The sequence below is a fragment of the Mycobacterium ahvazicum genome (assembly GCF_900176255.2).
GTDB lineage: Bacteria > Actinomycetota > Actinomycetes > Mycobacteriales > Mycobacteriaceae > Mycobacterium > Mycobacterium ahvazicum.
This window is the reverse complement of record NZ_FXEG02000005.1, coordinates 153,032-178,094: the sequence shown is the minus strand read 5'-3', so window position 1 is coordinate 178,094 and position 25,063 is coordinate 153,032. Positions and strand designations below refer to the sequence as shown.

Here is a 25,063-nt window from a genome sequence, read left to right as displayed (position 1 = left end):
CTTTTTGCTGCGCTGGACCGCTCCTCGCCTAAACCGCTCCTGGCCGCATTGAGTGTGCGGCCACGTCGCCCTGGGCGCACATTCGCCGCCCAGGACGCACACTCGTCGCGGCAGACGAGCTCAGCAACGAGCTCGGAAAAGAGCTAGCTGAGTCGCTCGATCACCATCGCCATGCCCTGGCCACCGCCAACGCACATGGTCTCCAGGCCAAGCGTCTTGTCGTAGGTCTGCAGGTTGTTGATCAGCGTGGCGGCGATCCGGGCGCCGGTCATGCCGAACGGGTGGCCCAGCGCGATCGCGCCGCCGGAGACGTTCAGCTTGTCCTCGTCCATGCCCAGCTCCCGGGCCGAGCCCAGCACCTGCACCGCGAAGGCCTCGTTGATCTCGTAGAGGTCGATGTCGTTGATCGACATGCCCGCCCGAGCCAGCGCCTTCTTGGACGCCTCGATCGGGCCCAGCCCCATGATCTCCGGCGAGAGGCCGCTGACGCCGGTGGCGACGATGCGGGCCAGCGGCGTCAGGCCCAGCTCCTTGGCCTTGGTGTCGCTCATGATCACCAGCGCCGCCGCGCCGTCGTTCAGCGGACAAGCGTTGCCCGCCGTCACCGTGCCGTTGGGCCGGAACACCGGCTTGAGCTCGCTGATCTTCTCGTAGGTGGTGCCCGGTCGCGGACCGTCGTCGGTGCTCACCGTGGTGCCGTCGGGCAGGGTCACCGGCGAGATCTCCCGCTCGAAGAACCCGCTCTTGATCGCCTCCTCGGCGCGGTTCTGGCTGCGCACGCCCCAGTGGTCCTGGTCTTCGCGGCTCACGCCGGTCAGCAGTGCGACGTTCTCCGCCGTCTGCCCCATCGCGATGTAGACGTCGGGCAGGTTGTCGTCGGCGCGTGGGTCGTGCCACTCGTCGGCGCCGTTGGCGGCGGCCGCGGAGCGCTCCTGCGCCTCGTCGAACAGCGCGTTCTTGGTGTCCGGCCACGAGTCGGCGCTGCCCTTGGCGAAGCGGGACACCGTCTCCACGCCCGCGGAGATGAACACGTCGCCCTCACCGGCCTTGATCGCGTGGAACGCCATCCGGCTGGTCTGCAGGGACGACGAGCAATACCGGTTGACGGTGGTGCCGGGCAGGAAGTCGTAGCCCAGTTCGACGGCGACCACGCGCGCCAGGTTGAATCCCGCCTCACCGCCGGGCTGGCCGCAGCCCAGGATCAGGTCGTCGATCTGATGCGGGTTGAGCGCGGGGACCTTGTCGAGTGCGGCGCGCACCATCTGGGCGGCCAGGTCGTCGGGCCGCATGTTGACCAGCGACCCCTTCATGGCCCGCCCGATCGGCGAGCGGGCGGCGGAGACGATGACGGCTTCGGGCATGACGGTTCCCTTCAAGATGCTTCGCTCGCGTGAAAACGGGTGGCACACCCAACCCGGCGGGCTAAGGCAAATCTAGTCGGTGCCGATTCGTCAGTTCGACGACGGGGCGGCCTCGCTGGGCGACGGGCGTCGCCACAGCCGCGACATGGCGCTCAGCGGGGTGTGGCCGCCGCTGACCATGGGTGTCTCGGCGCGCGCGGCCAGGTTGAGCACTGGGCCCTCGATCTCTTGGCCCAGCGCATCGCAGAGCGCGACCAGCAGCTGCGCGGCGGCCAGGGCGTACGCGGTCGGCGAGGGATGGAAGCCGTCGGCGGAGAACATCAGTTCGGGAGTGGCCCGGAATTGGGGAGCCAGCAGGTGGGCCAGCGGCACCGGCACCCCGCCGGCGGATCGCACCGACGCGGTCTGTGCACGGGCGAGCTGTCGGGTCCGCGCGTGCGCCAGCGATCGCAGCGGCTGGGGGATCGCGGAGATCACGCCAAGATCCGGGCAGGTGCCGACGATCACCACCGCGCCACGCGAACGCAGCTTGCGCACGGTCCGGCCCAGCCGTCGGGCGGACTGGCTGATCCCGTTCAGGGCGGTGACGTCGTTGGCGCCGATCATCATCACGGCCGCGTCCGGCGGTGACCCGGCGACGAACATCGCATCGACCTGCCCGCTGACGCCCTTTGAGGTCGCGCCGACAATGGCCTTGGTGCTCAACCGAATACGCTTGCCGGTCTGTTCGGCGAGGCCACGCGCGATCAGCACACCCGGCACTTCCTCGGCGCTCGCGCAGCCGTACCCGGTGGCGGTCGAGTCGCCGAAGATCATCAGGTGCATGTCCGCGGACATGCCACGTTGCCACCGCTGCACCGGCCCGCCGCCCGGGCTGTACACGCCGTCGGCGCGCGGTGGGATGTCCCAGGCCCGGGGGATCACCGTGCGCGCGTGCGTCGCCTGGCCGACCAGGAGGTTTCGTGCGCCCAGATAGGCCGTACCTGTCGAGGCGACTGCGCCTGCCGTGGCCAGGGCGATTGTCGAAAGACGCGGCACCCGCACGGTCACGGGATCATTTTAGATCGGCTGTCGGGTTTGCGCGGACGGCCGACCAACAAAGCGGTCACGTTGTGAATCAGATGTGGTATCAAATCAGACTCTTCAAACGTTCCTTTAAGAAATGCCTGCGAAGCTAAGTTTAACGGGTTGGCTGAACGACTCGGCGCACCATTTGAACCGGGCGCTCGGTTTGCTCGTCACATGCTGTATCGCACTACAACGGCGTAGGAGTGTCGAGCATGACCGCACCCAGCAAGGTTTCCGGTGCACCCCGGAATGCCGCCCATCTTCGTGACCTGCTGAAGTCGCGCAGGGCCGAGGCGCGCAAATTCGCTATCAGCGACGGCGCACCGGTAGAAGTCCTCGAATCCGGCCCCAGCGTCCAGGGGCGGGTAGCCACGCTGGCCTCACGCGTGACGATTCGACCAATTCTGGCGGCCGGCAGCTACGCCCCCACGTTGCCGTGGCCGTGGGGTCTGATCGACCTCGCGGCCAGGGCGTTGCTGCCGGTGTCGGCCACCGTGCGTAACACCGTGAAGTTGCCCAACGCGTCGGCACAATTGGTCCGCGCTCCAGGAGTGCTGCCTGCGGACGGCACCCGGCGGGTCGTGCTCTACTTCCACGGCGGCGCGTTCTTGACCTGCGGAGCAAACTCTCACGGCCGCGTGGTCGAATCGATCTCCAAGTTTGCTGACTCGCCCGTTCTGGTGGTCAACTACCGCCTGTTGCCCAAGCATTCGATCGGTATGGCGGTGCGGGACTGTCACGACGGCTACCGCTGGTTGCGGCGGCGCGGCTTCCAGCCCGACCAGATCGTTCTCGCCGGCGACTCCGCCGGCGGCTACCTCGCGCTGACGCTGGCGCAGCGGCTGCAGGAGGAGGGCGAGGAGCCTGCGGCGCTGGTGGCGATCTCGCCACTGCTGCAACTGGCAAAGGAATACAAGCAAACGCATCCCAATATCAAGACCGATGCGATGTTCGGAGCAAAGGCATTCGACGCACTCGTCGAATTGGTTGCTAGCGCGGCGAGGAAGTACATCGTCGACGGCAAGCCCGAGGAGATCTACGAACCCCTCGACCACATCAAGCCCGGCCTTCCGCGCACGCTGATCCACGTGTCGGGGTCCGAGGTGCTGCTGCACGACGCGCGGTTAGCGGCGAGCCGGCTGGCGGCCGCCGGGGTACCGGCCGAGGTACGGGTCTGGCCCGGCCAGGTTCACGATTTCCAGCTGGCGGCGCCGCTGGTGCCCGAGGCCGTTCGTTCGCTGCGCCAAATCGGCGAGTACATCCGCGAAGCCACCGGCTAGTCGTTCGGTTCCGCACGGCCGGCCCGGAGACCTATTGCACCGAGAGCGGGTGTGCGCGGCCAGAAATCGCCTGAGACGATAAGCGCATGCGAATTGCGCAGCACATCAGTGACATCATCGGCGGCACGCCACTGGTTCGCCTGAACTCCGTCATCCCCGCCGGTGCTGGCACGGTTGCGGCAAAGGTCGAGTACCTCAACCCCGGCGGTAGCTCCAAGGACCGCATCGCGGTGAAGATGATCGACGCCGCCGAGTCCGCCGGTCTGCTCCAGCCGGGCGGCACGATCGTCGAACCCACCTCGGGCAACACCGGTGTCGGGCTGGCGCTGGTGGCCCAGCACCGCGGCTACAAGTGCGTGTTCGTCTGCCCCGACAAGGTCAGCGAGGACAAGCGCAACGTGCTGATCGCGTACGGCGCGGAGGTCGTGGTGTGCCCGACGGCGGTGCCGCCGGAGCACCCGGACAGCTACTACAGCGTCTCCGACCGGCTGGTTCGCGAGATCGACGGCGCCTGGAAGCCCGACCAGTACGCCAACCCGCAGGGCCCGGCCAGCCACTACGCGACCACCGGTCCCGAGGTGTGGGCCGACACCGACGGCAAGGTCACCCACTTCGTCGCCGGCATCGGCACCGGCGGGACGATCACCGGCGCGGGCCGCTACCTCAAAGAGGTGTCCGCCGGCCGGCCAGAAGGACCGGTGCGCATCATCGGCGCGGACCCCGAAGGGTCGGTGTATTCGGGCGGCACCGGCCGGCCCTATCTGGTGGAAGGCGTCGGAGAGGATTTCTGGCCCGCCGCGTATGACCCGACGGTGCCCGACCAGATCATCGCCGTATCCGACTCCGACTCGTTCGACATGACCCGGCGGCTGGCCCGGGAAGAAGCCATGCTGGTCGGCGGCTCGTGCGGGATGGCCGTGGTGGCCGCGGCGAAGGTGGCCGAGGAAGCCGGGCCCGACGCACTCGTCGTCGTGTTGCTTCCGGACGGCGGCCGAGGCTACATGTCGAAGATCTTCAACGACGCGTGGATGTCGTCGTACGGCTTCCTGCGCACCCGCCTCGACGGCTCGACGGAACAGCCCACCGTCGGCGACGTGCTGCGCGGAAAGTCGGGTGCGCTGCCGGACCTGGTCCACACCCACCCAACCGAGACGGTGCGCGACGCCATCGGCATTCTGCGCGAGTACGGGGTGTCCCAGATGCCCGTGGTCGGCGCCGAGCCCCCGGTGATGGCCGGTGAGGTCGCCGGCAGTGTCTCGGAGCGCGAACTGCTTTCGGCCGTCTTCGAGGGCCGCGCCAAATTGGCCGACGCCGTCTCCCAGCACATGAGCCCGCCGTTGCCGATCATCGGTGCCGGCGAGCTGGTCAGCGCGGCCGGAAAGGCGCTGCGCGACTGGGATGCGCTGATGGTCGTCGAGGAGGGCAAACCCGTCGGGGTCATCACCCGATACGACCTGTTGGGCTTTCTGTCGGATGGCCCCCGGGTACAGGCAGGGCGACGTTAACGGCGCGTGTCCGCGGCCTCCGCGACAGGTGGCTTCTCAGGTACTGTAATGCGGCTAGTTCAGCTAACCCGCCGTGGAAGGTTGCACCATGACCGATCAGCCGCCGCCCTCTTCGCCGCCTGAACCACCCGGTGGCTACGAACCGGCCTCTGGCGGGTATGAACCCGCTCCTTCCGCTCAGGGTGGTTCTTGGCAGCGCCCGGACCGGTGATCCGGGCGCTGCCGACGGACTCCTACACGCCGTGGATCACCCGGGTGCTGGCGCTGCTGATCGACTACCTGCCGTACGCGATCGTGCAGGGCATCGGCACCGGGATCATGTACGCCACCCAGCAGTCGTCCTGCGTCACCGACATCACCCAGTACGACGTCAGCCAATACTGCGTAAGCCAGCCCTCGACGATCGGCCAGCTGGCGCAATGGTTGGCGACGCTCGCGGGCTTGGCGTACTGGCTCTGGAACCGGGGCTACCGCCAGGGCACCACCGGCTCGAGCCTGGGCAAGTCCGTCATGAAGATCAAAGTGGTCAGCGAGACGACCGGAGCGCCGATCGGCTTCGGGATGTCCGTCGTGCGTGACCTCGCCCACTTCGTCGACGCCGTCATCTGCTTCATCGGATTCCTGTTTCCGCTCTGGGACGCCAAGCGGCAGACCATCGCTGACAAGATCCTGACGACCGTGGTGCTGCCGATCTGACGGGTCAGACCGAGCCCATTTGCATAACCGCACTCGGCGCAATCCGTGGCGCTCACTAGGCTGAACGGCGATGAGCGAAAACCCGAACGGACACCACGCAATCAAGGGACTGGCCACCAAAGCCATCCACGCCGGCTACCGCCCGGATCCCGCGACGGGGGCAGTGAACGCTCCGATCTACGCCAGCAGCACGTTCGCCCAGGACGGCGTCGGCGGTTTGCGCGGCGGGTTCGAATACGCGCGCACCGGCAACCCGACCCGGGCCGCGCTGGAAGCCTCGCTGGCGGCCCTGGAAGGCGATGAAGGCGGTGCCTTCGGACGGGCGTTCAGCTCCGGCATGGCCGCCACCGACTGTGCCCTGCGCGCCATGCTGCGGCCCGGCGATCATCTGGTCATCCCGAATGACGCCTACGGCGGCACATTCCGCTTGATCGACAAGGTCTTCACGCAGTGGAACGTCGGGTACACGCCGGCAGCGCTGTCCGACCTCGACGCCGTGGCGGCCGCGATCACGCCGCAGACCCGGCTGATCTGGGTGGAAACACCGACGAACCCGCTGCTGTCCATCGCCGACATCGCGGCCATCGCCGACATCGGCAAGCGGCATTCGGCAAAAGTTTTGGTGGACAGCACCTTTGCTTCGCCAGCGCTGCAGCAGGCGTTGACGCTGGGCGCCGACGTCGTGCTGCACTCGACGACCAAGTACATCGGTGGCCACTCCGATGTGGTGGGTGGCGCATTGGTCACCAACGACAAGGCGCTCGACGACGCCTTCGGCTTTCTGCAAAACGGGGCCGGCGCGGTGCCGGGCCCGTTCGACGCCTACCTGACGATGCGCGGCCTCAAGACGCTAGTGCTGCGGATGCAGCGGCATAGCGAAAACGCTTTGGCCGTAGCGGAATTCCTCGCCGGCCACCCGTCGGTGAGTGCGGTCCTCTACCCGGGCCTGCCCACCCATCCCGGGCACGACGTCGCCGCGCGGCAGATGTCAGGTTTCGGCGGCATGGTGTCGGTGCGCATGCGCGGCGGCCGGGCGGCGGCCGAAAAGCTCTGTGCCGCCACCGAAGTGTTCATCCTGGCGGAATCACTGGGTGGGGTCGAGTCGCTGATCGAGCACCCGAGCGCGATGACGCACGCCTCAACGGCCGGGTCGCAATTGGAAGTTCCCGATGACCTGGTTCGGCTGTCGGTGGGTATCGAAGATGTCAACGACCTGCTGGCCGACCTGGAACAAGCCCTCGGCTAGTTCGCCGCGCAATCAGTCGTGGTACGGCTCGGCGCTCACCAGCGTGACCTTGACGGTGTTGCCGTTGGGCACGGTGTAGCTGCGCGTCTCGCCGACCTTGGCGTCGATCAGGGCCTCACCCAGGGGCGACTTGGGTGAGTACACCTCGAGCTTGCCGTCCTTGACGCCCTCCTGGCGGGTGGCGATCAGGAAGGTCTCGGTGTCGGACTTGTCGCCGTCGTAGTAGACCTTGACCACCGAACCGGGCAGCGCGATACCGGACTGCTTGGGCGCCTCGCCGACTTTGGCGTTGTTGAGCAGGTCCTGGAGCTGGCGAATTCGCGCCTCCTGCTGACCCTGCTCTTCGCGGGCGGCGTGGTAGCCGCCGTTCTCCCGCAGATCGCCTTCCTCGCGGCGGTCGTTGATTTCCGCGGCGATGACGGGACGATTCGCGATCAGCTGATCAAGCTCAGCCTTCAGCCGGTCATGTGATTCCTGGGTCAGCCAGGTCACCTGAGTGTCCGTCATCGTGTCGTGCTCCTCGTCGTATTTCTCCGCGTAACCGCGTGAGCTTCTGAACTCCGGTAAAGGGAGTGTCTGTGTCCCGCCCCGTGCTGCCGTGCCGTTGTGCTCACGGCCGCTAATGCAGCAATACACGGTCCCGGGAGGAACCGTGCATTCATCCATGTTACCACCGTGGAAACAGCCGATGACGTCATTTGAGCTTCGCCTTTGTGTCCGGTCAGGCTGCGCGCAGGTAGCCGGGCACGTCGGTGCCGCATCCGTAAATGTCCGCCATCGCCGGTGGTTGTGAGGACTTGACCGTCGTCGTGACTTGCACCGTGGCCTGCGCGGACGGCCCGACCAGTAGCTCGCGTCGGCCCGTCTCGCTGCCGTCCTTCGCGCGGACCCGCACGATGCAGTCCACCGGCCGCGACGGATCAGATCGCGTCACGCTGATCGTGACCGACGCCGTTTCCTGGTCGACCACCTGGTAACCGGCCAGCGAACCCGAGACATCGCTGGTTCCCAGCCGTTGGTAGCCGACGACCGCGATGCCGATACCGGCCGCGAGAACCAGCACACCCAGCGCGATCGCGACCCGGCGCCGCGAGACCGCAGACAGGCGCGCGCGCCCGTAGCGAGCCTCGGGGCGGGGAATGGAAGTCTGGGTCATGGCTGTTTCACGGGTGGGCTTATGTGCTGCCGGAGGACGGCCGACAGCATGCAACATCGGGAAACTGGAATTATAGGGTCCTTATAGGCTCGAGGGGAGACCAGCGGACCGACAAGGGGACACGTGAGCGAACTGCGGTTGATGGCGGTGCACGCACACCCCGACGACGAATCCAGCAAGGGTGCGGCCACACTCGCCCGGTATGCCGACCAGGGTCACCGCGTGCTGGTCGTGACGTTGACCGGTGGCGAGCGCGGCGAGATCCTCAACCCGGCGATGGACCTGCCCGACGTGCAGGAGCACATCGCCGAGATTCGCCGCGACGAGATGGCCAAGGCCGCCGAGATCCTCGGCGTCGAGCACACCTGGCTCGGCTTCGTCGATTCCGGTCTGCCCAAGGGTGATCCGCCGCCGCCGCTGCCCGACGGCTGCTTCGCGCTGGTGCCGTTGGAGGAGTCCGTCGAGGCGCTGGTGCGCGTCGTCCGCGAGTTCCGTCCGCATGTGATCACCACCTACGACGAAAACGGCGGCTACCCGCATCCGGATCACATTGCCTGCCATCAGGTTTCGGTCGGCGCCTACGAGGCGGCCGGCGATCATGCCCGATTCCCGGACGCCGGTGAGCCCTGGGCGGTGTCCAAGCTGTACTACGTCCACGGCTTCGTGCGACAGCGGATGCAGCTGCTGCACGACGAGGCGATCAAGCACGGTCACGAACCCCCGTTCCAGAAGTGGCTCGAGTACTGGAAACCCGAGCACGATCCGTTCGAGTCCCGGGTGACCACGCGGGTCGAGTGCTCGGAATACTTCAGCCAGCGCGACGACGCGCTGCGCGCGCATGCCACCCAGATCGACCCGAAGGCAGACTTCTTCGCCGCCCCGATCGCCTGGCAGCAGCGGCTGTGGCCGACTGAGGAATTCGAGTTGGCGCGCTCGCGGGTGCCCATCCGTTTGCCCGAGGACGATCTGTTCAGCGGAATCGAGAATCACTCGTGAGACACCTTTTGCTCACGGTGATCGCTGACGGGACACCCCAGCACACCGGGCCCGACTTCGGCAAGGCCAGTCCGATCGGGTTGCTGGTCGTCGTGCTGCTGTTGATCGCCACCTTATTTCTGCTGCGATCGATGAACAAGCAGCTCAAGAAGGTGCCCGAGTCGTTCGACCCCAAGCATCCCGAGCCCGATCAGGCGGCCGACGAGGGCACCGACACCGTCGGGCCACCCCGCGACGAGGCGACGGGGCCGGCGAACGGGTCGGTGTCAGGACCCGGCGATGAGCCCGGCTGAATCGTCGTCGGTCAATACTCTCGGGCTGGCTACCAGCCCTTATTTGCGTCAACACGCCGACAACCCGGTGCACTGGCAGCAGTGGACTCCCGAAGCGATGGAAGACGCCGCGCAACGCGATGTGCCGATCCTGCTGTCGATCGGCTACGCCGCGTGTCACTGGTGTCATGTGATGGCCCACGAATCGTTCTCCGACGACGAGGTGGCGGCGGCGATGAACGCGGACTTCGTCTGCGTCAAGGTCGACCGCGAGGAACGCCCGGACATCGATGCGGTCTACATGAACGCGACCGTCGCGCTCACCGGGCACGGCGGTTGGCCGATGACGTGTTTTTTGACCCCGGACGGGCGGCCCTTCTTCTGCGGCACCTACTACCCGAAAGACGGTTTTCTGCAACTTCTTTCGGCTGTCACCGAAACCTGGCGGCAACGCCGCGGCGAGGTCGAGGAGGCATCCGACCACATCGCCGGTGAGTTGCGCAAGGTGTCCGGGGCCCTGGTGGGGCTGCCCTCTGCAGGCCCGGACGTCGACCCGGCACTGTGTGATCACGCGGTCGCGGCGGTGCTGGGCGAGCAGGACACGGCGCACGGCGGGTTCGGGGGCGCGCCGAAGTTCCCGCCGTCGGCGGTTCTGGAGGCACTGCTGCGCAATTACGAGCGCACCGGGTCGTCGTCGGCGCTGGAGGCCGTCGAACGCACCGGCAATGCGATGGCGCGCGGCGGCATCTACGACCAATTGGCCGGGGGATTTGCCCGCTACAGCGTCGACAACGCTTGGGTAGTACCGCATTTCGAGAAGATGTTGTACGACAACGCGCTGCTGTTGCGCGCCTACGCGCACTGGGCCCGGCGCACCGGCGATCCGTTGGCCCGCCGGGTCACCGCGCAGACCGCGCGATTCATGCTCGACGAATTGGCCGACGGCGACATGTTCGCCTCGTCGCTGGACGCCGACGCCGACGGCCTCGAGGGATCCACCTACGTCTGGACGCCGCAGCAGTTGACCGAGGTGCTCGGTCCCGACGACGGCCCTTGGGCCGCTGAGGTTTTCGCGGTCACCGAGTCCGGGACTTTCGAACACGGCACGTCGGTGCTGCAGTTGCCCGGCGATCCCAACGATCCGCAGCGCGCCGAACGTGTGCGGGCCGCGCTGCTGGCCGCCCGGCACACCCGAGCCCAACCCGGTCGCGATGACAAGGTCGTGACGTCGTGGAATGGCCTGGCGATCACCGCGCTGGCCGAGGCCAGCGTGGCCCTGGCAGACCCCGAGTTGGCCCGGGCGGCGCGGCGGTGCGCGACGGCGTTGCTCGACCTGCATGTGGTCGGCGGCCGGCTGCGGCGGGCCAGCCTCGGCGGGGCGGTCGGCGAGAGCGCGGCCATCTTGGAAGACCACGCGATGCTGGCCACCGGGCTGCTGGCGCTGTATCAGCTGACCGTCGAGGACGTGTGGCTGACGGCGGCGTGCGAGTTGCTCGACACCGCGTGCGAGCATTTCGCCGATCCGCAGCGACCCGGCCGCTGGTATGACACGGCCGACGATGCCGAGCAGCTGATGCTGCGCCCGGCCGACCCGCTGGACGGGGCAACCCCGTCGGGCGCGTCGACGATCACCGAGGCGCTGCTGACCGCGGCGCATCTGGTCGGCAGTGTCGACGCACCGCGCTACCTGCGAGCGGCGACCGAGGCGCTGGCCGCGCACTCGGTACTGCTGGCCAAGGCCCCGCGGTCGGCCGGGAATTGGATTTCGGTGGCCGAGGCCGCGGTCCGGGGCCCGCTGCAGATCGCGATCGCGTGCCACTCGCCGCGGTCACCCCTGCTGATCGACGCCCGCCGGCTCGCACCCGGCGGGGCGATCGTGATGGGCGGAAAGATGGACTCGTCGGCGCTGTTGGTCGGCCGGGACCGGGTGCGCGGCGCCGACGCCGCCTACGTGTGCCGCGGCCGGCTCTGCGATCTGCCGGTGACCCGGTCGGCCGACCTGGCCGCGGCACTGGCCTCGCCCGCGCGGTAGCGCCTCAGAACACCACGAACCACATCGCGATGTAGTGGCAGATCGCCGCTACCGCGGTGCAGGCGTGGAAGAACTCGTGGTATCCGAACGTCGACGGCCACGGGTCGGGCCAGCGCAGCGCGTAGAGGATGCCGCCGATGCTGTACAAGGCGCCGCCGACGAACAGCAGCACCATCGCGGCCACCCCGGCGTTGTGCAGGATCTCGCCGGTGTACCAGACCGCCACCCAGCCCAGCAGGATGTAGAGCGGCACCCCGACCCAGCGCGGCGCCGACGGCCACAGCATTTTCAGCAGGATCCCGGCCGCCGCGCCGCCCCACACAATCCAGAGCACCACGTGCCCGTCGTGTGGCGACAGCGCCAGCAACGCGAACGGCGTATAGCTACCGGCGATGAACACGAAGATCATCGAATGGTCGGCCCGCTTCATCCACTTGGTGGCGGTGGCCGACTTCCAGTGCACGCGGTGATACGTCGCGCTGACGGTGAACATGATGATGGTTGCGAAGGTGTAGAGCAGCGTCGCCAGCCCGGCCCGGGTGGACCCCACCGCCCAGGACACCGCGACCAGCGATGCGCCCGCGAAGACGGCGGTGCCGGCGGAATACACGTGGATCCAGCCGCGGAAGCGCGGCTTGGTCAGCACCCGGGTGACGCCGTCGACGAGCTGCTGCGCGGCGTTGGCCGCGTGTCCCTGCGATTCGGGCTGCGGCGGGGCGGCCGTGCGGGTCTCGGTCCTCATATCGGTCAACGTTAGCGTTCGCGGCCGGAAGGCGATCTGTGACTTGCGCCGAGATCGCCGGAAATTCCGCTCCGGAATCGGCTGCCGCTCACAGTAGGGTGGATCCTCGTGGAGATCATTCCGCCGCGGCTCAAAGAGCCGTTGTATCGGGTGTACGAGCTGCGGCTGAAGCAGGAACTGGCCGGCTCGAAATCCGAGCTACCGCGGCACATCGCCGTGCTGTGCGACGGCAACCGGCGATGGGCGCGCGACGCGGGATACGACGACGTCAGCTTCGGCTACCGGATGGGCGCGGCCAAGATCGCCGAGATGCTGCGATGGTGCCAGGAAGCCGGCGTCGAGATGACCACGGTCTACCTGCTCTCCACCGAAAACCTGCAACGCGATCCCGATGAGCTGGCCGGGCTGATCGAAGTCATCACCGATGTCGTCGAGGAGATCTGCGCGCCGGCCAACCGGTGGAGCGTGCGCACGGTCGGCGACCTGGAACTGCTCGGTGACGAGCCGGCCCGCCGGTTGCGCGACGCGGTCGAATCCACGCCCAGCGTCGCGCCGTTTCACGTCAATGTCGCGGTCGGCTACGGCGGGCGCCAGGAGATCGTCGGCGCGGTGCGCGCGTTGTTGAGCAAGAAACTCGCCAATGGCGCCACGGCTGAGGAGCTCGTCGAGGCGGTGACGGTCGACGCCATCTCCGAGAACCTCTACACCTCCGGGCAGCCCGACCCCGATCTGGTGATCCGCACCTCGGGCGAGCAACGGCTGTCCGGATTTCTGCTCTGGCAGAGCGCCTATTCGGAGATGTGGTTCTGTGAAACGCACTGGCCGGCGTTTCGTCGGGTCGACTTCCTGCGTGCGCTGCGCGATTACAGTCTGCGCAATCGCCGGTACGGCAAGTAGGGCTTAAGCCGCAGGTCGCCGGCATGCCACACTGGGGAGATGGCTGCGCTGTCGGCGGTGGTGTTCACGCTGAGCGCCTGGCTGGGCCTGTATCTGGCGGCCCGTGATCCGCGCAAACCGGTCCTGGTGTTGGCGGCGATCGGGCTGTGCGGGTTTGCGCTTGTGGTGGCGCTGGACGCGGTGCGGACCGCCAGCCCCGCGTCGGCGCAGCTGCTCAGCCGCGTCGAGATCTACCTGGCGACCGTGCCCGGCGTGGCGTGGTTCGCGGTGCTCGTCGAGCTGTCCCGGCCCAGCGACGGCTGGCGGGCTCGTACCCGCGAGCTGCTGCTGGTGGCCGGGGTCGCCGCGCTGACCCTGTGCGGGGCGATGCTGGCCGGAAGCGTGGACGGCCCGCTGCGGCCGGGGCACTGGCTGATGTTCGCGGTGATCTCGGTGTCCACCCTGGGCGCGATGGTTGTCGCGCTGCGCCGACCGCGACGGCCGCGGCCGGCCGTGGGGCTCGCCATCACCGCGACCCTGTTCTTCGCGCTGGGCAACGCCATCCTGATCATTCCGCTGGGCCTGGTGCCCAGCTGGGTTGCGCTGGCGTCGACGAGCTGCGACGTCCTCGGGCTCGGGATCGCCGTCGCCCTGTGGGATGCGTTCGACGAGGGCCAGGCGTTGCGCGCCGACATGCTGCGATCGTTCGCCGGTTCGGTGGCGGTGGCGGCGCTGTTCGGCGGCCAGGCGCTGATCGGGCTGGCGGTGACCCGCGACGACCCCGCCGCGCAGACCGCGCTGACCGTGCTGCTGTTCACCAGCGTGGCGGTGGCGATCACCGTGCAAGTGCTCGCCGATCCGCTGGCCGGGGTGCTCGACCGGCTGGCGTTCTCGAAATCGCCCGCGCTGCGGGCGGATCGGGCCGCGCTGCGGCATACCGGGGCGGCGTTGCCACTGCGCCAGGAGCATCCGCTCGCGGACGTCGACGACGTCACGTTCGTCAGGCTCACCCGCCGCGCCCTGGGGCACTACGGCGATCTGAGCAAGCTGGTCGCGAGTCCGCTGACGGCGCTGCCGGTGATCGACGAGCGGCTGGCTGCCCGCGGCGCACCCGACCATCCCGTCGAGCGCGCCAACGAGCTCAAAGCCGTGCTCGCCGACGGCATTTCGCGGTTGAAGCCGCGTGACGGCGGCGATTTCGGAACCACCGAAGAGTGGCGGTACTACAACTCGCTGTATTTCCCGTACGTCGTCGGGGTGCGCGCCTACGCGCAGAACGCCACCGCCTCGGGCCTGGATCCGACCGCGCGACAGGCCTGGCAATGGTTCGTCACCGAGGTCCCGCAGCGTTCGCTGCACAACTGGCAAAACGCCGCGGCCCGGCTCATCGCCGCCGATCTGCGCGGGCGTGTCGCCGTCCCAAGCGATTAGCTCGACACCTCGTTTCTGCCCAATCTGTACAGCCTTCTTCGTTTCCCGGATGACAACGCCGGTTGTTATGGCGACGTGCGCCATCTTCGGGTGAACTGGCAACGAATACGGGTAGGTGCGGCCGGATGGCCGCGCCCACACCATTTGAGTCTGCAAGGGGGACTTATGTTTTCGCCAACACTTCCGCCCGCCCAATTCGCGCGGGGCCTTGAATTCGCCCGCCATCACGTCGGTCAGCTCTACCAGCGCATGGTCCCGCCGCAGGCCGCGATGATGGAAATGATCACGAATGCCTGGGCCGCGCAAGCGATTACCGCTGCGGCCGATCTCGGCATCGCCGATGCGCTGGCCAAGAGGCCGTTGAACGTCGACGAGTTGGCCGATGCGGTCGATGCGGATGCCGACACCGTCAGTCGTCTGCTGCGGGCGCTGATCTCACGTGGCATATTCCGCCGTCGCCGCGACGGACGTTACGACCTCACCCCGCTGGCGGACACGCTGCGCACCGACAGTGACGGGTCGCTGCGCGCATTCGCGCGCTTCGTGGGATCACCACAGGAACGCGAGCATTGGAGCCGCCTCACGGACTCGATTCGCACCGGCCGGGCTGTCATCCCGGAACTGCGCGGCAAGCCCGCCTTCGAATACATCGTGGGGGAGCCCGAACTCGACGCGATCTTCAACGACGCCATGACCGACCTCTCCGAACTTGAAATCCCGCCGGTCGTCGCGGGCTACGACTTCAGCCGTTGCGGGACGATCGTCGACGTCGCAGGTGGACATGGCCGGCTGCTCGCCGCGATCCTGAACGCCACACCACAAGCCCGGGGCATCCTGTTCGACCAACCACACGTTGTTTCGGGTGCCCCGGCATTGCTCGAGGAGCACGGTGTCGCGGATCGCGTCAAGCTGGTCGAAGGCTCTTTCTTCGAATCGGTCGCCGACGGTGGCGACGCCTACCTGCTCAAGCACATCATCCACGACTGGCCCGACGACGAGGCCGTGCGGATTCTCCGCAACATCCGCAACGCCGCCGGGGTGGGAAAGCAGGTCTTGATCCTGGAATTCGTGATGCCGCGGCACGGCCGTGAATTCCCAGGCAACTGGCTGGATTTGGAGATGCACATCGCGGCGGGCGCTCGCGAGCGCACCGCGGCCCAATACGGCCGGCTGCTGAGCCGCGCCGGTTTCCGGCTGACGCGGGTGGTCGAAACAGCCTCATCGCTGAGCATCGTCGAAGCGGTCGCCGTGTAAAGCCACATTCGCCGCCGAGCACGGGAATACCTGGCGGTAATCCCTGGTCATTTCTTCCGTGGCAGGAGTTGGCAGTGCCACGCGTCGATATGGCAGTGCTCCGGCGGGACGCTCGAACCAGTTCGACACAAACCGTCATCGCAAGGAGTAAGCCAATGTCCGCTATCACCGGTATGCCGACCAGACCCCTGTACGACGCGACCGACTCGCTGTTGCGCTTCGCGATGCGTGCAGATGCCACTTTGACGGGACTGTGCGGTCTCGCCATCGCCTTGATCGCAGACCTGAGCTCCAACCTGGAATACGGCATCGGCGCCCTGTTCCTGCTGTACGGCCTGGTGGTGTACGGCCTGACGGGCCTGCCCGACCTGCGCGGAGCCGGCGTCGGCGTCGTCGTCGCGAACATCGTGGTCGCGCTCGGCTGCGCCGTGGCCGTCGAAGCGGTGCCGATGACCGCGACCGGGGTAGCCGCGACGCTGGCCATCGGCGTCTACGCCGCGGCCTTTGCCTGGCTGCAATACCTGGGGGTGCGTCGATTGCCCGCGTAGGCGCCGTTTCCGGACTCTCGGTGGCGTCAGAGCTTGCGCAGCCGTAACCGGTTGATGGAGTGGTCGGCGTCCTTGCGCAGCACCAGGGTGGCGCGGGGACGGGTAGGCAGAATGTTCTCGACCAGATTGGGCCGGTTGATCGAGCGCCAGATCTCGCGGGCGGCGGCGACCGCCTTGGTGTCGTTGAGGGCCGAGTAGTGATGGAAGTGCGATGCCGGATCGGCGAAGGCCGTGCTGCGCATCGCCAAGAACCGGGAGACGTACCACTGTTCGATGTCTTCGATCCGGGCGTCCACGTAGAGCGAGAAGTCGAACAGGTCCGACACCATCAGGGTCGGACCGGTTTGCAAGACGTTGAGGCCCTCCAGGATCAGGATGTCCGGATGGCGGACCACGTGTTTGGCTCCCGCGATGATGTCGTAGCGCAGGTGTGAGTACACCGGCGCACACGCGTAGTCGGAGCCCGATTTGACCGAGGTGACGAACCGCATCAGCGCCCGGCGGTTGTAGCTCTCCGGAAAGCCCTTGCGGTGCATCAGGTTTCGCCGGTCCAGCTCGGCATTCGGGTAGAGGAAGCCATCGGTGGTCACCAGGTCGACGCGCGGGTGGTGATCCCATCGCGCCAGCAACGCCTGCAGCACGCGCGCGGTCGTGGACTTCCCGACCGCCACACTGCCGGCCACGCCGATGATGAACGGCACCGGCCGGTCGGGGTTCTGCTGCGGTTCACCGAGGAATTCCGCAGTGGCAGCGAACAATCGCTGCCGCGCCGCGACCTGAAGGTGGATGAGCCGGGCCAGTGGCAGATACACCTCTTCGACCTCGAGGAGGTCGATCTGCTCGCCGAGACCACGCAGACCGACAAGCTCCTCTTCAGTGAGGGCCAGCGGCGTCGACATACGCAACGCGCGCCACTGCTTTCGGTCGAACTCCACATATGGGCTCGGCTCGCTCAGCCGGGGCATAGTGCCAGTGTGGCAGGGACGATCCCGCGCCAGACGGCTGGGCTGGTAAACGGCATGGATCGCGGACCGGACGGGTGCTGGGCCAACCGCTGACCACGCCGGCGTTGCCGGCCGACTAGTCTCGTTCGCATGTCAGCCGACTCGACCCACACCGCCATCTCCACCACGTCACCGGGCGCCGAATACGCCGACACCGCGACCGCCGCCTACCGAGCCGCACTGCAGGTGGTCGAGTCCGTCGAACCCCGCATCGCCGCGGCGACGCGCAAAGAGCTCGCTGACCAACGTGATTCGCTGAAGCTGATCGCCAGCGAGAACTACGCGTCGCCCGCGGTGCTGCTGACGATGGGGACCTGGCTGTCGGACAAGTACGCCGAGGGCACCATCGGGCACCGGTTCTACGCGGGTTGTCAGAACGTCGACACCGTGGAAAGCGTCGCCGCCGAGCACGCCCGTGAGCTGTTCGGTGCGCCCCATGCCTACGTGCAGCCGCACTCGGGCATCGACGCCAACCTCGTTGCCTACTGGGCGATCCTGGCTACCCGGGTCGAGGCGCCGGGTCTGGCCGAGCTCGGCGCCAAGCACGTCAACGACTTGTCGGAGGCGGACTGGGAGCAGCTGCGCGCCAAATTGGGCAATCAGCGGCTGCTGGGCATGTCGCTGGATGCCGGCGGCCATCTCACGCACGGCTTCCGGCCCAACATCTCCGGCAAGATGTTTCACCAGCGCAGTTACGGCACCGATCCCGACACCGGGTTCATCGACTACGGCGCCGTCGCGGCCGCTGCGCGTGAGTTCAAGCCGCTGATCCTGGTGGCGGGCTACTCGGCCTACCCGCGCCGGATCAATTTCGCGACGATGCGGGAGATCGCCGACGAGGTCGGCGCCACCCTGATGGTGGACATGGCGCATTTCGCCGGCCTGGTCGCGGGCAAGGTGTTCACCGGCGACGAGGATCCGGTGCCGCACGCCCATGTCACGACGACGACGACCCACAAGTCATTGCGCGGTCCCCGCGGCGGCCTCATCCTCTGCCAACCCGAATACGCCGACGCCGTCGACAAGGGCTGCCCGATGGTGCTGGGTGGGCCGCTGTCGCACGTGATGGCGGCCAAGGCCGTCGCGCTGGCTGAGGCGCGGCAGCCCGCGTTCCAGGCCTACGCGCAGCGGGTCGCCGACAACGCCCAGGCGCTGGCCGACGGCTTCCTCAAGCGCGATGCCCGGCTGGTCACCGGGGGCACCGACAACCACATCGTGCTGCTCGACGTCACCTCGTTCGGCCTGACCGGGCGTCAAGCCGAGTCGGCCCTGCTCGACGCCGGCGTGGTGACCAACCGCAACGCCATTCCGGCCGACCCGAACGGCGCCTGGTACACCAGCGGGATCCGGCTCGGCAGCCCGGCGCTGACCACCCGCGGCTTCGGTCCGGACGAATTCGACCGGGTGGCCGAGCTGATGATCGAGGTGCTGGCCAACACGGCACCGCAAGGCAGTTCCAAGGCCAAATACTCGGTGGCCGACGGCACCGCCGAACGGGTCAACGCGGCCGCCGCCGAATTGCTGGCCGCCAATCCGCTGTACCCGGGTCTTACGGTCTAGATTCTGCAAGTCGGCCGCGACACGGCGCGGCCCGCTTTATTTAACCTGTGTCGATCGGTTACAGTAACCGCATGGCACAGAAACCTGTCGCTAATGCGCTGACCCAGGAACTCGAGCCGGTCGTCGAGGCCGAAATGGACCGCCACCTGTCCACCGACGACATCTGGTTCGCCCACGACTACGTACCGTTCGACCGGGGCGAGAACTTCGCCTTCCTCGGCGGACGCGACTGGGACCCGTCCAGCATGACACTGCCCCGGGAATTCACCGACGCCTGCGAGATCCTGCTGCTGCTCAAGGATGACCTGGCCGCTCACCACCGCGAGCTGGTCGAGCACTTCATTCTCGAGGACTGGTGGGGCCGCTGGCTGGGCCGTTGGACCGCCGAAGAGCACCTGCACGCCATCGCGCTGCGCGAATACCTGGTGGTGACCCGTGAGGTCGATCCCACCGCCAACGAAGAGGCGCGCGTCGAGTACCTGATGCAGGGTTACCGTGCCGACCACTACACCCAGGTGGAGACCCTGGTGTACATGGCGTTGACCGAGCGCACCCACGCCGTCTACTGCCGTAATCTGGCCGCCAAACTCGAGGAGCCGATTCTGGCCGGGCTGGTCGACCGGATCTACCGCGACGAGGTGCGCCACGAGCTGTTCTTCTCCAACCTGGTCGCGCACTGCCTGAGGTACACCCGCGACGAGACGATCGACGCGATCGCCAAGCGCGCGGCCGAACTGCAGGTCGTGGGTGCCGACATCCGCGCCTACCAGGACAAGGTGCGCAACGTCGAGGCCGCCGGAATTTTCGGGCCCGCCGATCTGCGCCAGGCGATCGCCGACCGCATCACCGACTGGGGCGTCGCTGACGAGCCCAGACTGCGGCAGTTCGTCGCCGGCTAAGCCGGCCGTCGCGAGCGTCCACGCGGCTCGCGGTCCTCATCACATCTCGGCCTCGGCGCGCCTGCGCTGCTGCGAAGCGGCGACGAGAGTAGCGTCATTCTCGATGGTCAGCGTCTTGCTCAGCTGCCAGGGCGGCACCTCCGTCACCACAACGGGAAGGACCGGCCCCGGTCCTGGTGTCGCAGTTCCCGCCGACATGCCTGTGCGGGTCCGCGCGGGCTTATCCCGCTCGAGGAGCGCTACGTGACCGAAATCCGGACCTACGTGATCGACACTTCCGTGCTGCTGTCCGACCCGTGGGCATGTAGTCGGTTCGCCGAACACGAGGTGGTGGTCCCGCTGGTGGTGATCAGCGAACTGGAGGCTAAACGCCACCACCATGAGTTGGGATGGTTTGCTCGACAGTCGCTGCGATTGTTCGACGATCTGCGCTTGGAGCACGGACGGCTCGATCAGCCCATTCCGGTTGGGACACAAGGCGGTACGCTGCACGTCGAGCTCAACCACACCGATCCGAGCGTGCTGCCGGCCGGTTTCCGGACCGAGAGCAACGACTCCCGGATCCTGAGCTGCGCGGCCAACCTCGCCGCCGAAGGCAAGCGGGTGACGCTGGTCAGCAAGGACATTCCACTGCGCGTCAAGGCCGCCGCGGTGGGCCTGGCCGCCGACGAGTACCACGCGCAAGACGTGGTGGCCTCGGGCTGGTCGGGAATGCAGGAGATCGAGACCGCGGCCGAGGACATCGACGCGCTCTTCGCCGACGGCGAGATCGATCTGGTCGAAGCGCGAGACCTCCCGTGCCACACCGGAATTCGACTGCTGGGCGGCAGCTCGCACGCGCTGGGCCGAGTGACGGCGGCCAAACGTGTGCAGCTGGTCCGCGGTGACCGCGAGGTGTTCGGGCTGCGCGGGCGCTCTGCCGAGCAGCGCGTCGCGCTCGACCTGCTGCTCGACGAGTCGGTGGGCATCGTGTCGCTGGGCGGCAAGGCCGGAACCGGCAAGTCGGCGTTGGCCCTGTGTGCCGGTCTCGAGGCGGTCCTGGAACGGCGAACCCAGCGCAAAGTCGTGGTGTTCCGTCCGCTGTACGCCGTGGGCGGTCAGGAGCTGGGCTACCTGCCCGGCAGCGAGAGCGAGAAGATGGGCCCCTGGGCGCAGGCGGTCTTCGACACCCTGGAAGGCCTGGCCAGCCCGGCCGTCCTCGAGGAGGTGCTGTCGCGCGGCATGCTCGAGGTGCTGCCGCTGACCCACATTCGCGGGCGCTCGCTGCACGACTCGTTCGTGATCGTCGACGAGGCGCAATCGCTGGAACGCAACGTCTTGCTGACCGTGCTGTCCAGGCTGGGCACCGGGTCGCGCGTGGTGCTCACCCACGACATCGCCCAGCGCGACAACCTGCGGGTGGGCCGCCATGACGGTGTCGCGGCCGTGATCGAGAAGCTCAAGGGTCACCCGCTGTTCGCGCACATCACCCTGCTGCGCAGCGAGCGCTCGCCGATCGCCGCGCTGGTCACCGAGATGCTCGAGGAGATCGCCGGGCCGCACTGAGGCGGACTTTTCCTACTCGAGTGTGCATCCAGGGCGCACTGGACGCACACTCGACGCCCAGGTCGCACACGCGAGGGCGAGTAAGCTGCCAGGGTGCCGAAACGACCCGACAGCCAGGCCTGGCGCTATTGGCGGACCGTGTTGGGTGTCGTGGCCGCCGGTGCGGTGCTGGTGATCGGCGGCCTGACCGGTCACGTGACGCGCGCCGACAATCTGAGCTGCTCGGTGGTCAAGTGTGTCGCGCTGACGTTCGACGACGGGCCGAGCCCGTTCGACGATCGCCTGCTGCAAGTCCTGAAGGACGCCGACGCCAAGGCCACCTTCTTCGAGATCGGCAACAAGGTGGCCGCCAACCCGGCCGGTGCCAAGCGCGTCGCCGACGCCGGCATGGAAATCGGCAGCCACACCTGGGAACACCCCAACATGACGACCATCCCGCCCGAAGACGTCGCCGCGCAGTTCGCCAAGGCCAACGACGCGATCAACGCCGCGACCGGGCGCACCCCGACGCTGTACCGTCCGGCCGGCGGGCTGTCCACGCCCGACGTGCGCCAGACCGCCGCCCGCTATGGGCTTGCCGAAATCCTCTGGGATGTCATCCCTTTCGATTGGGCAAACGATTCGAACACCGCCGCGACACGGTACATGCTGATGACCTACATCAAGCCCGGCTCGGTGGTGCTGTTCCACGACACCTACTCGAGCACCGTTGACCTGGTGTACCAGTTCATTCCGGTGCTCAAGGCCAACGGCTATCACCTGGTGACGGTCAGCGAACTGTTAGGGCCGCGAGCGCCCGGCAGCAGCTACGGCAGCCGGGAGAACGGGCCGCCGGCCAACGAGCTGCACGACATCCCGCCCGCCGACATTCCGACGCTGCCCAACACCGCGTCACCCAAGCCGATGCCGAACTTCCCGATCACCGACATCCCGGGCCAGAACTCGGGTGGGCCGAATAACGGTGCGTGAGCTCCGCGCGGCTACCTTTAGGGGGTGAGCACAGCGGACGGGCGGCAGGCGCGAGAATCGCGCGATCCCGCGGCGATATCCGAGGCGCCGCAGCGTAAGTCGGCCCGCAGACTGTTGACCGAATACGGGGTCGACCTTGCCCTGTCGTACATCATCGCCGTCATCGACGTCGCCGCCATCCTGATTCCACTGCGGGGACACACGTCCGCGGCCACCAGCGTCGTCTTCACGCAGAAAGACACCGCGATCGTGGTGGCGCTGGTGGTCCTGGGCATCGTCGGCGTCGCGGTGGCCGGAGTGTTCAGCCTCCTTCCCACAGTGCGCTGGTATGCCGCCGGCCAGGAACCCACCACCGCGCAACGGGAAGTCGCGATGCGGCTGGCCGGACGGCAGACGGTCATCCTGGTGGCGGCTTGGGGTGTGGCCGGCGGCGTCTTCGTATTGCTCAATCTCGGTGGTGGCCCAGCCCTGTTGCTTCCGATGGCGCTCGGGGTGGTGCTCGGTGGTCCCGCCGCCGCGGGCACCGGGATGTTGCTCGCGCAACGGACCTTGCGCCCCATCATGGGTGCGGCGACCCAGGGGCTCGAGCCCCGGTTGGCGGTGCCCGGCGTGTTCGCACGACTGGTCATGCTCTGGTTTCTGGTCAGCGCACTTCCGATCGGCGTCATCGCAACCCTGGTGGTGCTGCGCACCTACGGTTGGCTGATTCAGAAGTCCGCCTCGCTGTACGTGCCGATCCTGGTGGTGTCACTGGCCGCGCTGCTGCTCGGGCTGCCCACGATGATCCTGACGTCGCGATCGATTTCGGACCCGATCGGCGAAGTCGTCGACGCGATGGCTCAGGTCGAGCGCGGTAACATCGACACCACCGTCGGCGCGTACGAACGATCCCAAATCGGGCGCCTACAAACGGGATTCAACCGCATGGTGGCCGGACTTGCCGAGCGTGACCGGCTACGTGACCTGTTCGGCCGTCACGTCGGGGCCGACGTCGCTCAGCGCGCGATCGAGGAGGGTGCGTCGCTGTCGGGCGATGTGGCCGAGGCGGCGGTGCTGTTCATCGATCTGGTGGGTTCGACTCAGCTCGCGGAAAGCCGTCCGCCCCAAGAGGTTGCCGACGTGCTCAACGACTTTTTCCGCATCGTGGTCGACGCCGTCGACGAGCACGGCGGCCTGATCAACAAATTCGCGGGCGACGCCGCGCTGGCGGTCTTCGGGGTACCGCTGCACACCGGCGAGCCGTCATCGGCGGCACTGGCCACGGCGCGCACGCTGGGGACCCAACTGCGGCGCCTCCCCGTGGATTTCGGTATCGGGGTGTCGGCGGGCCGGGTGTTCGCCGGCAACATCGGCGCCGAAAACCGTTATGAATACACGGTAATCGGAGATGCGGTCAACGAAGCCGCACGCCTGGCGGATCTGGCCAAGACTTCGGATCGGCGCATCCTGTGCTCAGCGGCGGCCATCGACCGGGCCGACGAGGCCGAACGGGGTCACTGGGTCCAGTGCTATTCCACCGTGTTGCGCGGCCGCTCCGAGGCCACCCATGTGTCGGCGCCCGCCTGAAACCGCCTTACTTGGAGACCTTCAGCGATCCGATCACCTGGCTGAGCAGTCCGGCCGAGGCGGAATCGCCGATCGGCGTTGCGCCCAGGAAGATGGTGACCGGCTTGGTGTCGACCGCGATGATGACCACGGAATCGCCCTTCACCTTGCGGGCGGGGTCGGCGATCGTGACATCGGCGTCCACCCGGGCCGCCTTGATCCCCTCCACCGTGATCGACGACTTCTTGATCGGCCCCAGCGTCGGTGAGGCGTTCGAATAGCCGGGGCCTTCGGCCACGCAATTCATCAACTTCGCGGCCTGCGTGCTGACGTCCATGCTGGGAACGAAGTTGGTGATCGCGACCTCGGCCTGCATCACCCACTGGCTGGCGCCGGGCACCTCCTGCGCTAGCCCCACTGCGCCAATGAGATTCGGAGTCTGGTCATCCGAGAACGGCATCCATCCGGGTGCCGCGGTGGCCGGAAACGACAACTTGCCCGCCTTGATCGGCGCGCCGCCAGCGGGCTTATCGCCACCGGACACATTGGGCGTGCAATCGCTCGCGGTCTGACCCGAACCACCCGGCTGCTGCGACGTCGGCGCGGCGGTCGTCGTCGACGGATTGGCTTTGGGCCCCTTGGGCTCGTTGTTCAGGCTGACGACCAGGATCACCACCAGCGCGATGACGCCCAGCACCGCGATGCCGGCGACGATCAGCCACGGCATGTTGGACCGAGGCCCGTTCGGCGGCGGTCCCGGTGGGTAGGAGCCGGGCGGCCAGCCGGGGGGATACTGCGGTGCCCCGGTCTGACCGTAGGGCTGACCCTGATACGAAGGATCCATCCCGCCTTGCGGATTGGTGAACGGACCGGTCGGCGGGTAGGGATACGCACCGCTCTGCGGCCCCGAGTAGGGGCCGCCGGGCGGGTAGGGCGCAGGGCCGCCGGGCGGGTAGGGCGCAGGGCCGCCTTGCGGTGGACCACCCCAATATGGGCCCTGCCCATACGGATTCGCGCCGTACGGATCCTGCCCGTACGGATCCTGCCCGTACGGACCGCCTGGAGGAACCGTCATTGC

The 25,063-nt window shown here is 67.6% G+C and carries 23 protein-coding genes and 1 pseudogene; 16 read left to right on the top strand and 8 right to left on the bottom strand.

What is annotated here, in order from left to right; genetic code table 11:
- Window positions 1–143: 143 nt before the first annotated feature.
- The gene (locus MAAFP003_RS21840) at window positions 144–1,361 is read right to left on the bottom strand and encodes an acetyl-CoA C-acetyltransferase (protein ID WP_096291332.1); all 1,218 of its coding nucleotides are present in this window, start codon (window positions 1,359–1,361) and stop codon (window positions 144–146) included.
- Window positions 1,362–1,451: 90 nt separating this feature from the next.
- The gene (locus MAAFP003_RS21835; RefSeq protein ID WP_096291331.1) at window positions 1,452–2,399 is read right to left on the bottom strand and encodes an SGNH/GDSL hydrolase family protein; all 948 of its coding nucleotides are present in this window, start codon (window positions 2,397–2,399) and stop codon (window positions 1,452–1,454) included.
- 242 nt (window positions 2,400–2,641) lie between these two features.
- Between MAAFP003_RS21835 and MAAFP003_RS21830 the strand changes: the two genes are divergently transcribed.
- The 4 genes and pseudogenes from MAAFP003_RS21830 (at window position 2,642) to MAAFP003_RS21815 (ending at window position 7,156) form a co-directional block, all read left to right on the top strand.
- Window positions 2,642–3,709 (top strand): alpha/beta hydrolase, encoded by a 1,068-nt coding sequence (locus tag MAAFP003_RS21830; RefSeq protein ID WP_096289798.1) that lies wholly within the window; start codon window positions 2,642–2,644, stop codon window positions 3,707–3,709.
- Window positions 3,710–3,795: 86 nt separating this feature from the next.
- Window positions 3,796–5,214, top strand: a complete 1,419-nt coding sequence (locus MAAFP003_RS21825) for a cystathionine beta-synthase (protein WP_096289797.1) — start codon at window positions 3,796–3,798, stop codon at window positions 5,212–5,214.
- Window positions 5,215–5,302: 88 nt separating this feature from the next.
- A pseudogene (locus MAAFP003_RS21820) lies at window positions 5,303–5,910 on the top strand (RDD family protein).
- Window positions 5,911–5,980: 70 nt separating this feature from the next.
- Window positions 5,981–7,156, top strand: a complete 1,176-nt coding sequence (locus MAAFP003_RS21815) for a cystathionine gamma-synthase (RefSeq protein WP_096289795.1) — start codon at window positions 5,981–5,983, stop codon at window positions 7,154–7,156.
- 12 nt (window positions 7,157–7,168) lie between these two features.
- Here the strand turns inward: MAAFP003_RS21815 and greA are convergent, their stop codons facing one another.
- Window positions 7,169–7,663 (bottom strand): transcription elongation factor GreA, encoded by a 495-nt coding sequence (gene greA, locus MAAFP003_RS21810; RefSeq protein WP_096289794.1) that lies wholly within the window; start codon window positions 7,661–7,663, stop codon window positions 7,169–7,171.
- 214 nt (window positions 7,664–7,877) lie between these two features.
- Window positions 7,878–8,312, bottom strand: a complete 435-nt coding sequence (locus tag MAAFP003_RS21805) for a DUF4307 domain-containing protein (RefSeq protein WP_096289793.1) — start codon at window positions 8,310–8,312, stop codon at window positions 7,878–7,880.
- A gap of 123 nt (window positions 8,313–8,435) precedes the next feature.
- On the opposite strand from MAAFP003_RS21805, the gene mca reads away from it, so the two are divergent.
- Genes mca through MAAFP003_RS21790 form a run of 3 tightly spaced genes read left to right on the top strand, consistent with a single transcriptional unit; the run spans window position 8,436 to window position 11,612 of the window.
- Entirely contained in the window at window positions 8,436–9,308 is an 873-nt protein-coding gene (gene mca / locus MAAFP003_RS21800; protein ID WP_096289792.1) for a mycothiol conjugate amidase Mca, read from the top strand.
- Window positions 9,305–9,601, top strand: coding sequence for a hypothetical protein (locus tag MAAFP003_RS21795; protein WP_096289791.1), 297 nt, complete (start codon window positions 9,305–9,307; stop codon window positions 9,599–9,601). The genes mca and MAAFP003_RS21795 overlap by 4 nt, the downstream gene beginning before the upstream one ends.
- Window positions 9,588–11,612 carry a thioredoxin domain-containing protein gene (locus tag MAAFP003_RS21790; protein WP_096289790.1) on the top strand — a complete coding sequence of 675 codons (2,025 nt, stop codon included), beginning with the start codon at window positions 9,588–9,590 and terminating at the stop codon, window positions 11,610–11,612. Before MAAFP003_RS21795 ends, MAAFP003_RS21790 begins: the two co-directional genes overlap by 14 nt.
- 4 nt (window positions 11,613–11,616) lie before the next feature.
- On the opposite strand, the gene trhA is transcribed toward MAAFP003_RS21790, so the two are convergent.
- Window positions 11,617–12,354, bottom strand: a complete 738-nt coding sequence (gene trhA / locus MAAFP003_RS21785; RefSeq protein WP_096289789.1) for a PAQR family membrane homeostasis protein TrhA — start codon at window positions 12,352–12,354, stop codon at window positions 11,617–11,619.
- A 108-nt stretch (window positions 12,355–12,462) separates the two neighbouring features.
- On the opposite strand from trhA, the gene MAAFP003_RS21780 reads away from it, so the two are divergent.
- From MAAFP003_RS21780 to MAAFP003_RS21765, 4 genes are all read left to right on the top strand, one after another.
- A complete protein-coding gene (locus MAAFP003_RS21780) occupies window positions 12,463–13,251 on the top strand; it encodes a (2Z,6E)-farnesyl diphosphate synthase (protein ID WP_096289788.1) in 789 nt (262 codons plus the stop codon).
- Window positions 13,252–13,290: 39 nt separating this feature from the next.
- Window positions 13,291–14,661 (top strand): hypothetical protein, encoded by a 1,371-nt coding sequence (locus MAAFP003_RS21775; RefSeq protein ID WP_096289787.1) that lies wholly within the window; start codon window positions 13,291–13,293, stop codon window positions 14,659–14,661.
- A 165-nt stretch (window positions 14,662–14,826) separates the two neighbouring features.
- A complete protein-coding gene (locus MAAFP003_RS21770) occupies window positions 14,827–15,915 on the top strand; it encodes a methyltransferase (RefSeq protein WP_096289786.1) in 1,089 nt (362 codons plus the stop codon).
- A 155-nt stretch (window positions 15,916–16,070) separates the two neighbouring features.
- Complete coding sequence (locus tag MAAFP003_RS21765) at window positions 16,071–16,463, top strand: hypothetical protein (protein WP_096289785.1); 393 nt, start codon at window positions 16,071–16,073, stop codon at window positions 16,461–16,463.
- Between the two features lie 26 nt (window positions 16,464–16,489).
- On the opposite strand, the gene coaA is transcribed toward MAAFP003_RS21765, so the two are convergent.
- Window positions 16,490–17,428 (bottom strand): type I pantothenate kinase, encoded by a 939-nt coding sequence (gene coaA, locus MAAFP003_RS21760; RefSeq protein WP_036471193.1) that lies wholly within the window; start codon window positions 17,426–17,428, stop codon window positions 16,490–16,492.
- 129 nt (window positions 17,429–17,557) lie between these two features.
- On the opposite strand from coaA, the gene MAAFP003_RS21755 reads away from it, so the two are divergent.
- Window positions 17,558–19,027 (top strand): glycine hydroxymethyltransferase, encoded by a 1,470-nt coding sequence (locus MAAFP003_RS21755; RefSeq protein ID WP_096289784.1) that lies wholly within the window; start codon window positions 17,558–17,560, stop codon window positions 19,025–19,027.
- Window positions 19,028–19,098: 71 nt separating this feature from the next.
- Complete coding sequence (locus tag MAAFP003_RS21750; protein WP_096291330.1) at window positions 19,099–19,926, top strand: acyl-ACP desaturase; 828 nt, start codon at window positions 19,099–19,101, stop codon at window positions 19,924–19,926.
- A 39-nt stretch (window positions 19,927–19,965) separates the two neighbouring features.
- Here the strand turns inward: MAAFP003_RS21750 and MAAFP003_RS29270 are convergent, their stop codons facing one another.
- Entirely contained in the window at window positions 19,966–20,124 is a 159-nt protein-coding gene (locus tag MAAFP003_RS29270; RefSeq protein WP_165796467.1) for a hypothetical protein, read from the bottom strand.
- A gap of 45 nt (window positions 20,125–20,169) precedes the next feature.
- On the opposite strand from MAAFP003_RS29270, the gene MAAFP003_RS21745 reads away from it, so the two are divergent.
- From MAAFP003_RS21745 to MAAFP003_RS21735, 3 genes are all read left to right on the top strand, one after another.
- The gene (locus MAAFP003_RS21745) at window positions 20,170–21,471 is read left to right on the top strand and encodes an RNA 5'-3' helicase PhoH2 (protein WP_096289783.1); all 1,302 of its coding nucleotides are present in this window, start codon (window positions 20,170–20,172) and stop codon (window positions 21,469–21,471) included.
- Window positions 21,472–21,564: 93 nt separating this feature from the next.
- Window positions 21,565–22,440: a polysaccharide deacetylase family protein gene (locus MAAFP003_RS21740; protein WP_096289782.1), complete on the top strand. Its 876-nt coding sequence runs from the start codon at window positions 21,565–21,567 to the stop codon at window positions 22,438–22,440.
- A 114-nt stretch (window positions 22,441–22,554) separates the two neighbouring features.
- Window positions 22,555–24,006, top strand: coding sequence for an adenylate/guanylate cyclase domain-containing protein (locus MAAFP003_RS21735; RefSeq protein WP_096291329.1), 1,452 nt, complete (start codon window positions 22,555–22,557; stop codon window positions 24,004–24,006).
- A gap of 7 nt (window positions 24,007–24,013) precedes the next feature.
- Here the strand turns inward: MAAFP003_RS21735 and MAAFP003_RS21730 are convergent, their stop codons facing one another.
- The gene (locus MAAFP003_RS21730) at window positions 24,014–25,060 is read right to left on the bottom strand and encodes a hypothetical protein (RefSeq protein ID WP_096289781.1); all 1,047 of its coding nucleotides are present in this window, start codon (window positions 25,058–25,060) and stop codon (window positions 24,014–24,016) included.
- Window positions 25,061–25,063 lie beyond the last annotated feature (3 nt).

Bases quoted from the DNA above. Each gene is read 5' to 3' on its own strand.
- MAAFP003_RS21840 (WP_096291332.1), bottom strand. From the start codon at position 1,361: ATGCCCGAAGCCGTCATCGTCTCCGCCGCCCGCTCGCCGATCGGGCGG.
- MAAFP003_RS21830 (WP_096289798.1), top strand. From the start codon at position 2,642: ATGACCGCACCCAGCAAGGTTTCCGGTGCACCCCGGAATGCCGCCCAT.
- MAAFP003_RS21825 (WP_096289797.1), top strand. From the start codon at position 3,796: ATGCGAATTGCGCAGCACATCAGTGACATCATCGGCGGCACGCCACTG.
- MAAFP003_RS21815 (WP_096289795.1), top strand. From the start codon at position 5,981: ATGAGCGAAAACCCGAACGGACACCACGCAATCAAGGGACTGGCCACC.
- greA (WP_096289794.1), bottom strand. From the start codon at position 7,663: ATGACGGACACTCAGGTGACCTGGCTGACCCAGGAATCACATGACCGG.
- MAAFP003_RS21805 (WP_096289793.1), bottom strand. From the start codon at position 8,312: ATGACCCAGACTTCCATTCCCCGCCCCGAGGCTCGCTACGGGCGCGCG.
- MAAFP003_RS21790 (WP_096289790.1), top strand. From the start codon at position 9,588: ATGAGCCCGGCTGAATCGTCGTCGGTCAATACTCTCGGGCTGGCTACC.
- trhA (WP_096289789.1), bottom strand. From the start codon at position 12,354: ATGAGGACCGAGACCCGCACGGCCGCCCCGCCGCAGCCCGAATCGCAG.
- MAAFP003_RS21775 (WP_096289787.1), top strand. From the start codon at position 13,291: ATGGCTGCGCTGTCGGCGGTGGTGTTCACGCTGAGCGCCTGGCTGGGC.
- MAAFP003_RS21770 (WP_096289786.1), top strand. From the start codon at position 14,827: ATGTTTTCGCCAACACTTCCGCCCGCCCAATTCGCGCGGGGCCTTGAA.
- MAAFP003_RS21765 (WP_096289785.1), top strand. From the start codon at position 16,071: ATGTCCGCTATCACCGGTATGCCGACCAGACCCCTGTACGACGCGACC.
- coaA (WP_036471193.1), bottom strand. From the start codon at position 17,428: ATGCCCCGGCTGAGCGAGCCGAGCCCATATGTGGAGTTCGACCGAAAG.
- MAAFP003_RS21755 (WP_096289784.1), top strand. From the start codon at position 17,558: ATGTCAGCCGACTCGACCCACACCGCCATCTCCACCACGTCACCGGGC.
- MAAFP003_RS21750 (WP_096291330.1), top strand. From the start codon at position 19,099: ATGGCACAGAAACCTGTCGCTAATGCGCTGACCCAGGAACTCGAGCCG.
- MAAFP003_RS29270 (WP_165796467.1), bottom strand. From the start codon at position 20,124: ATGTCGGCGGGAACTGCGACACCAGGACCGGGGCCGGTCCTTCCCGTT.
- MAAFP003_RS21730 (WP_096289781.1), bottom strand. From the start codon at position 25,060: ATGACGGTTCCTCCAGGCGGTCCGTACGGGCAGGATCCGTACGGGCAG.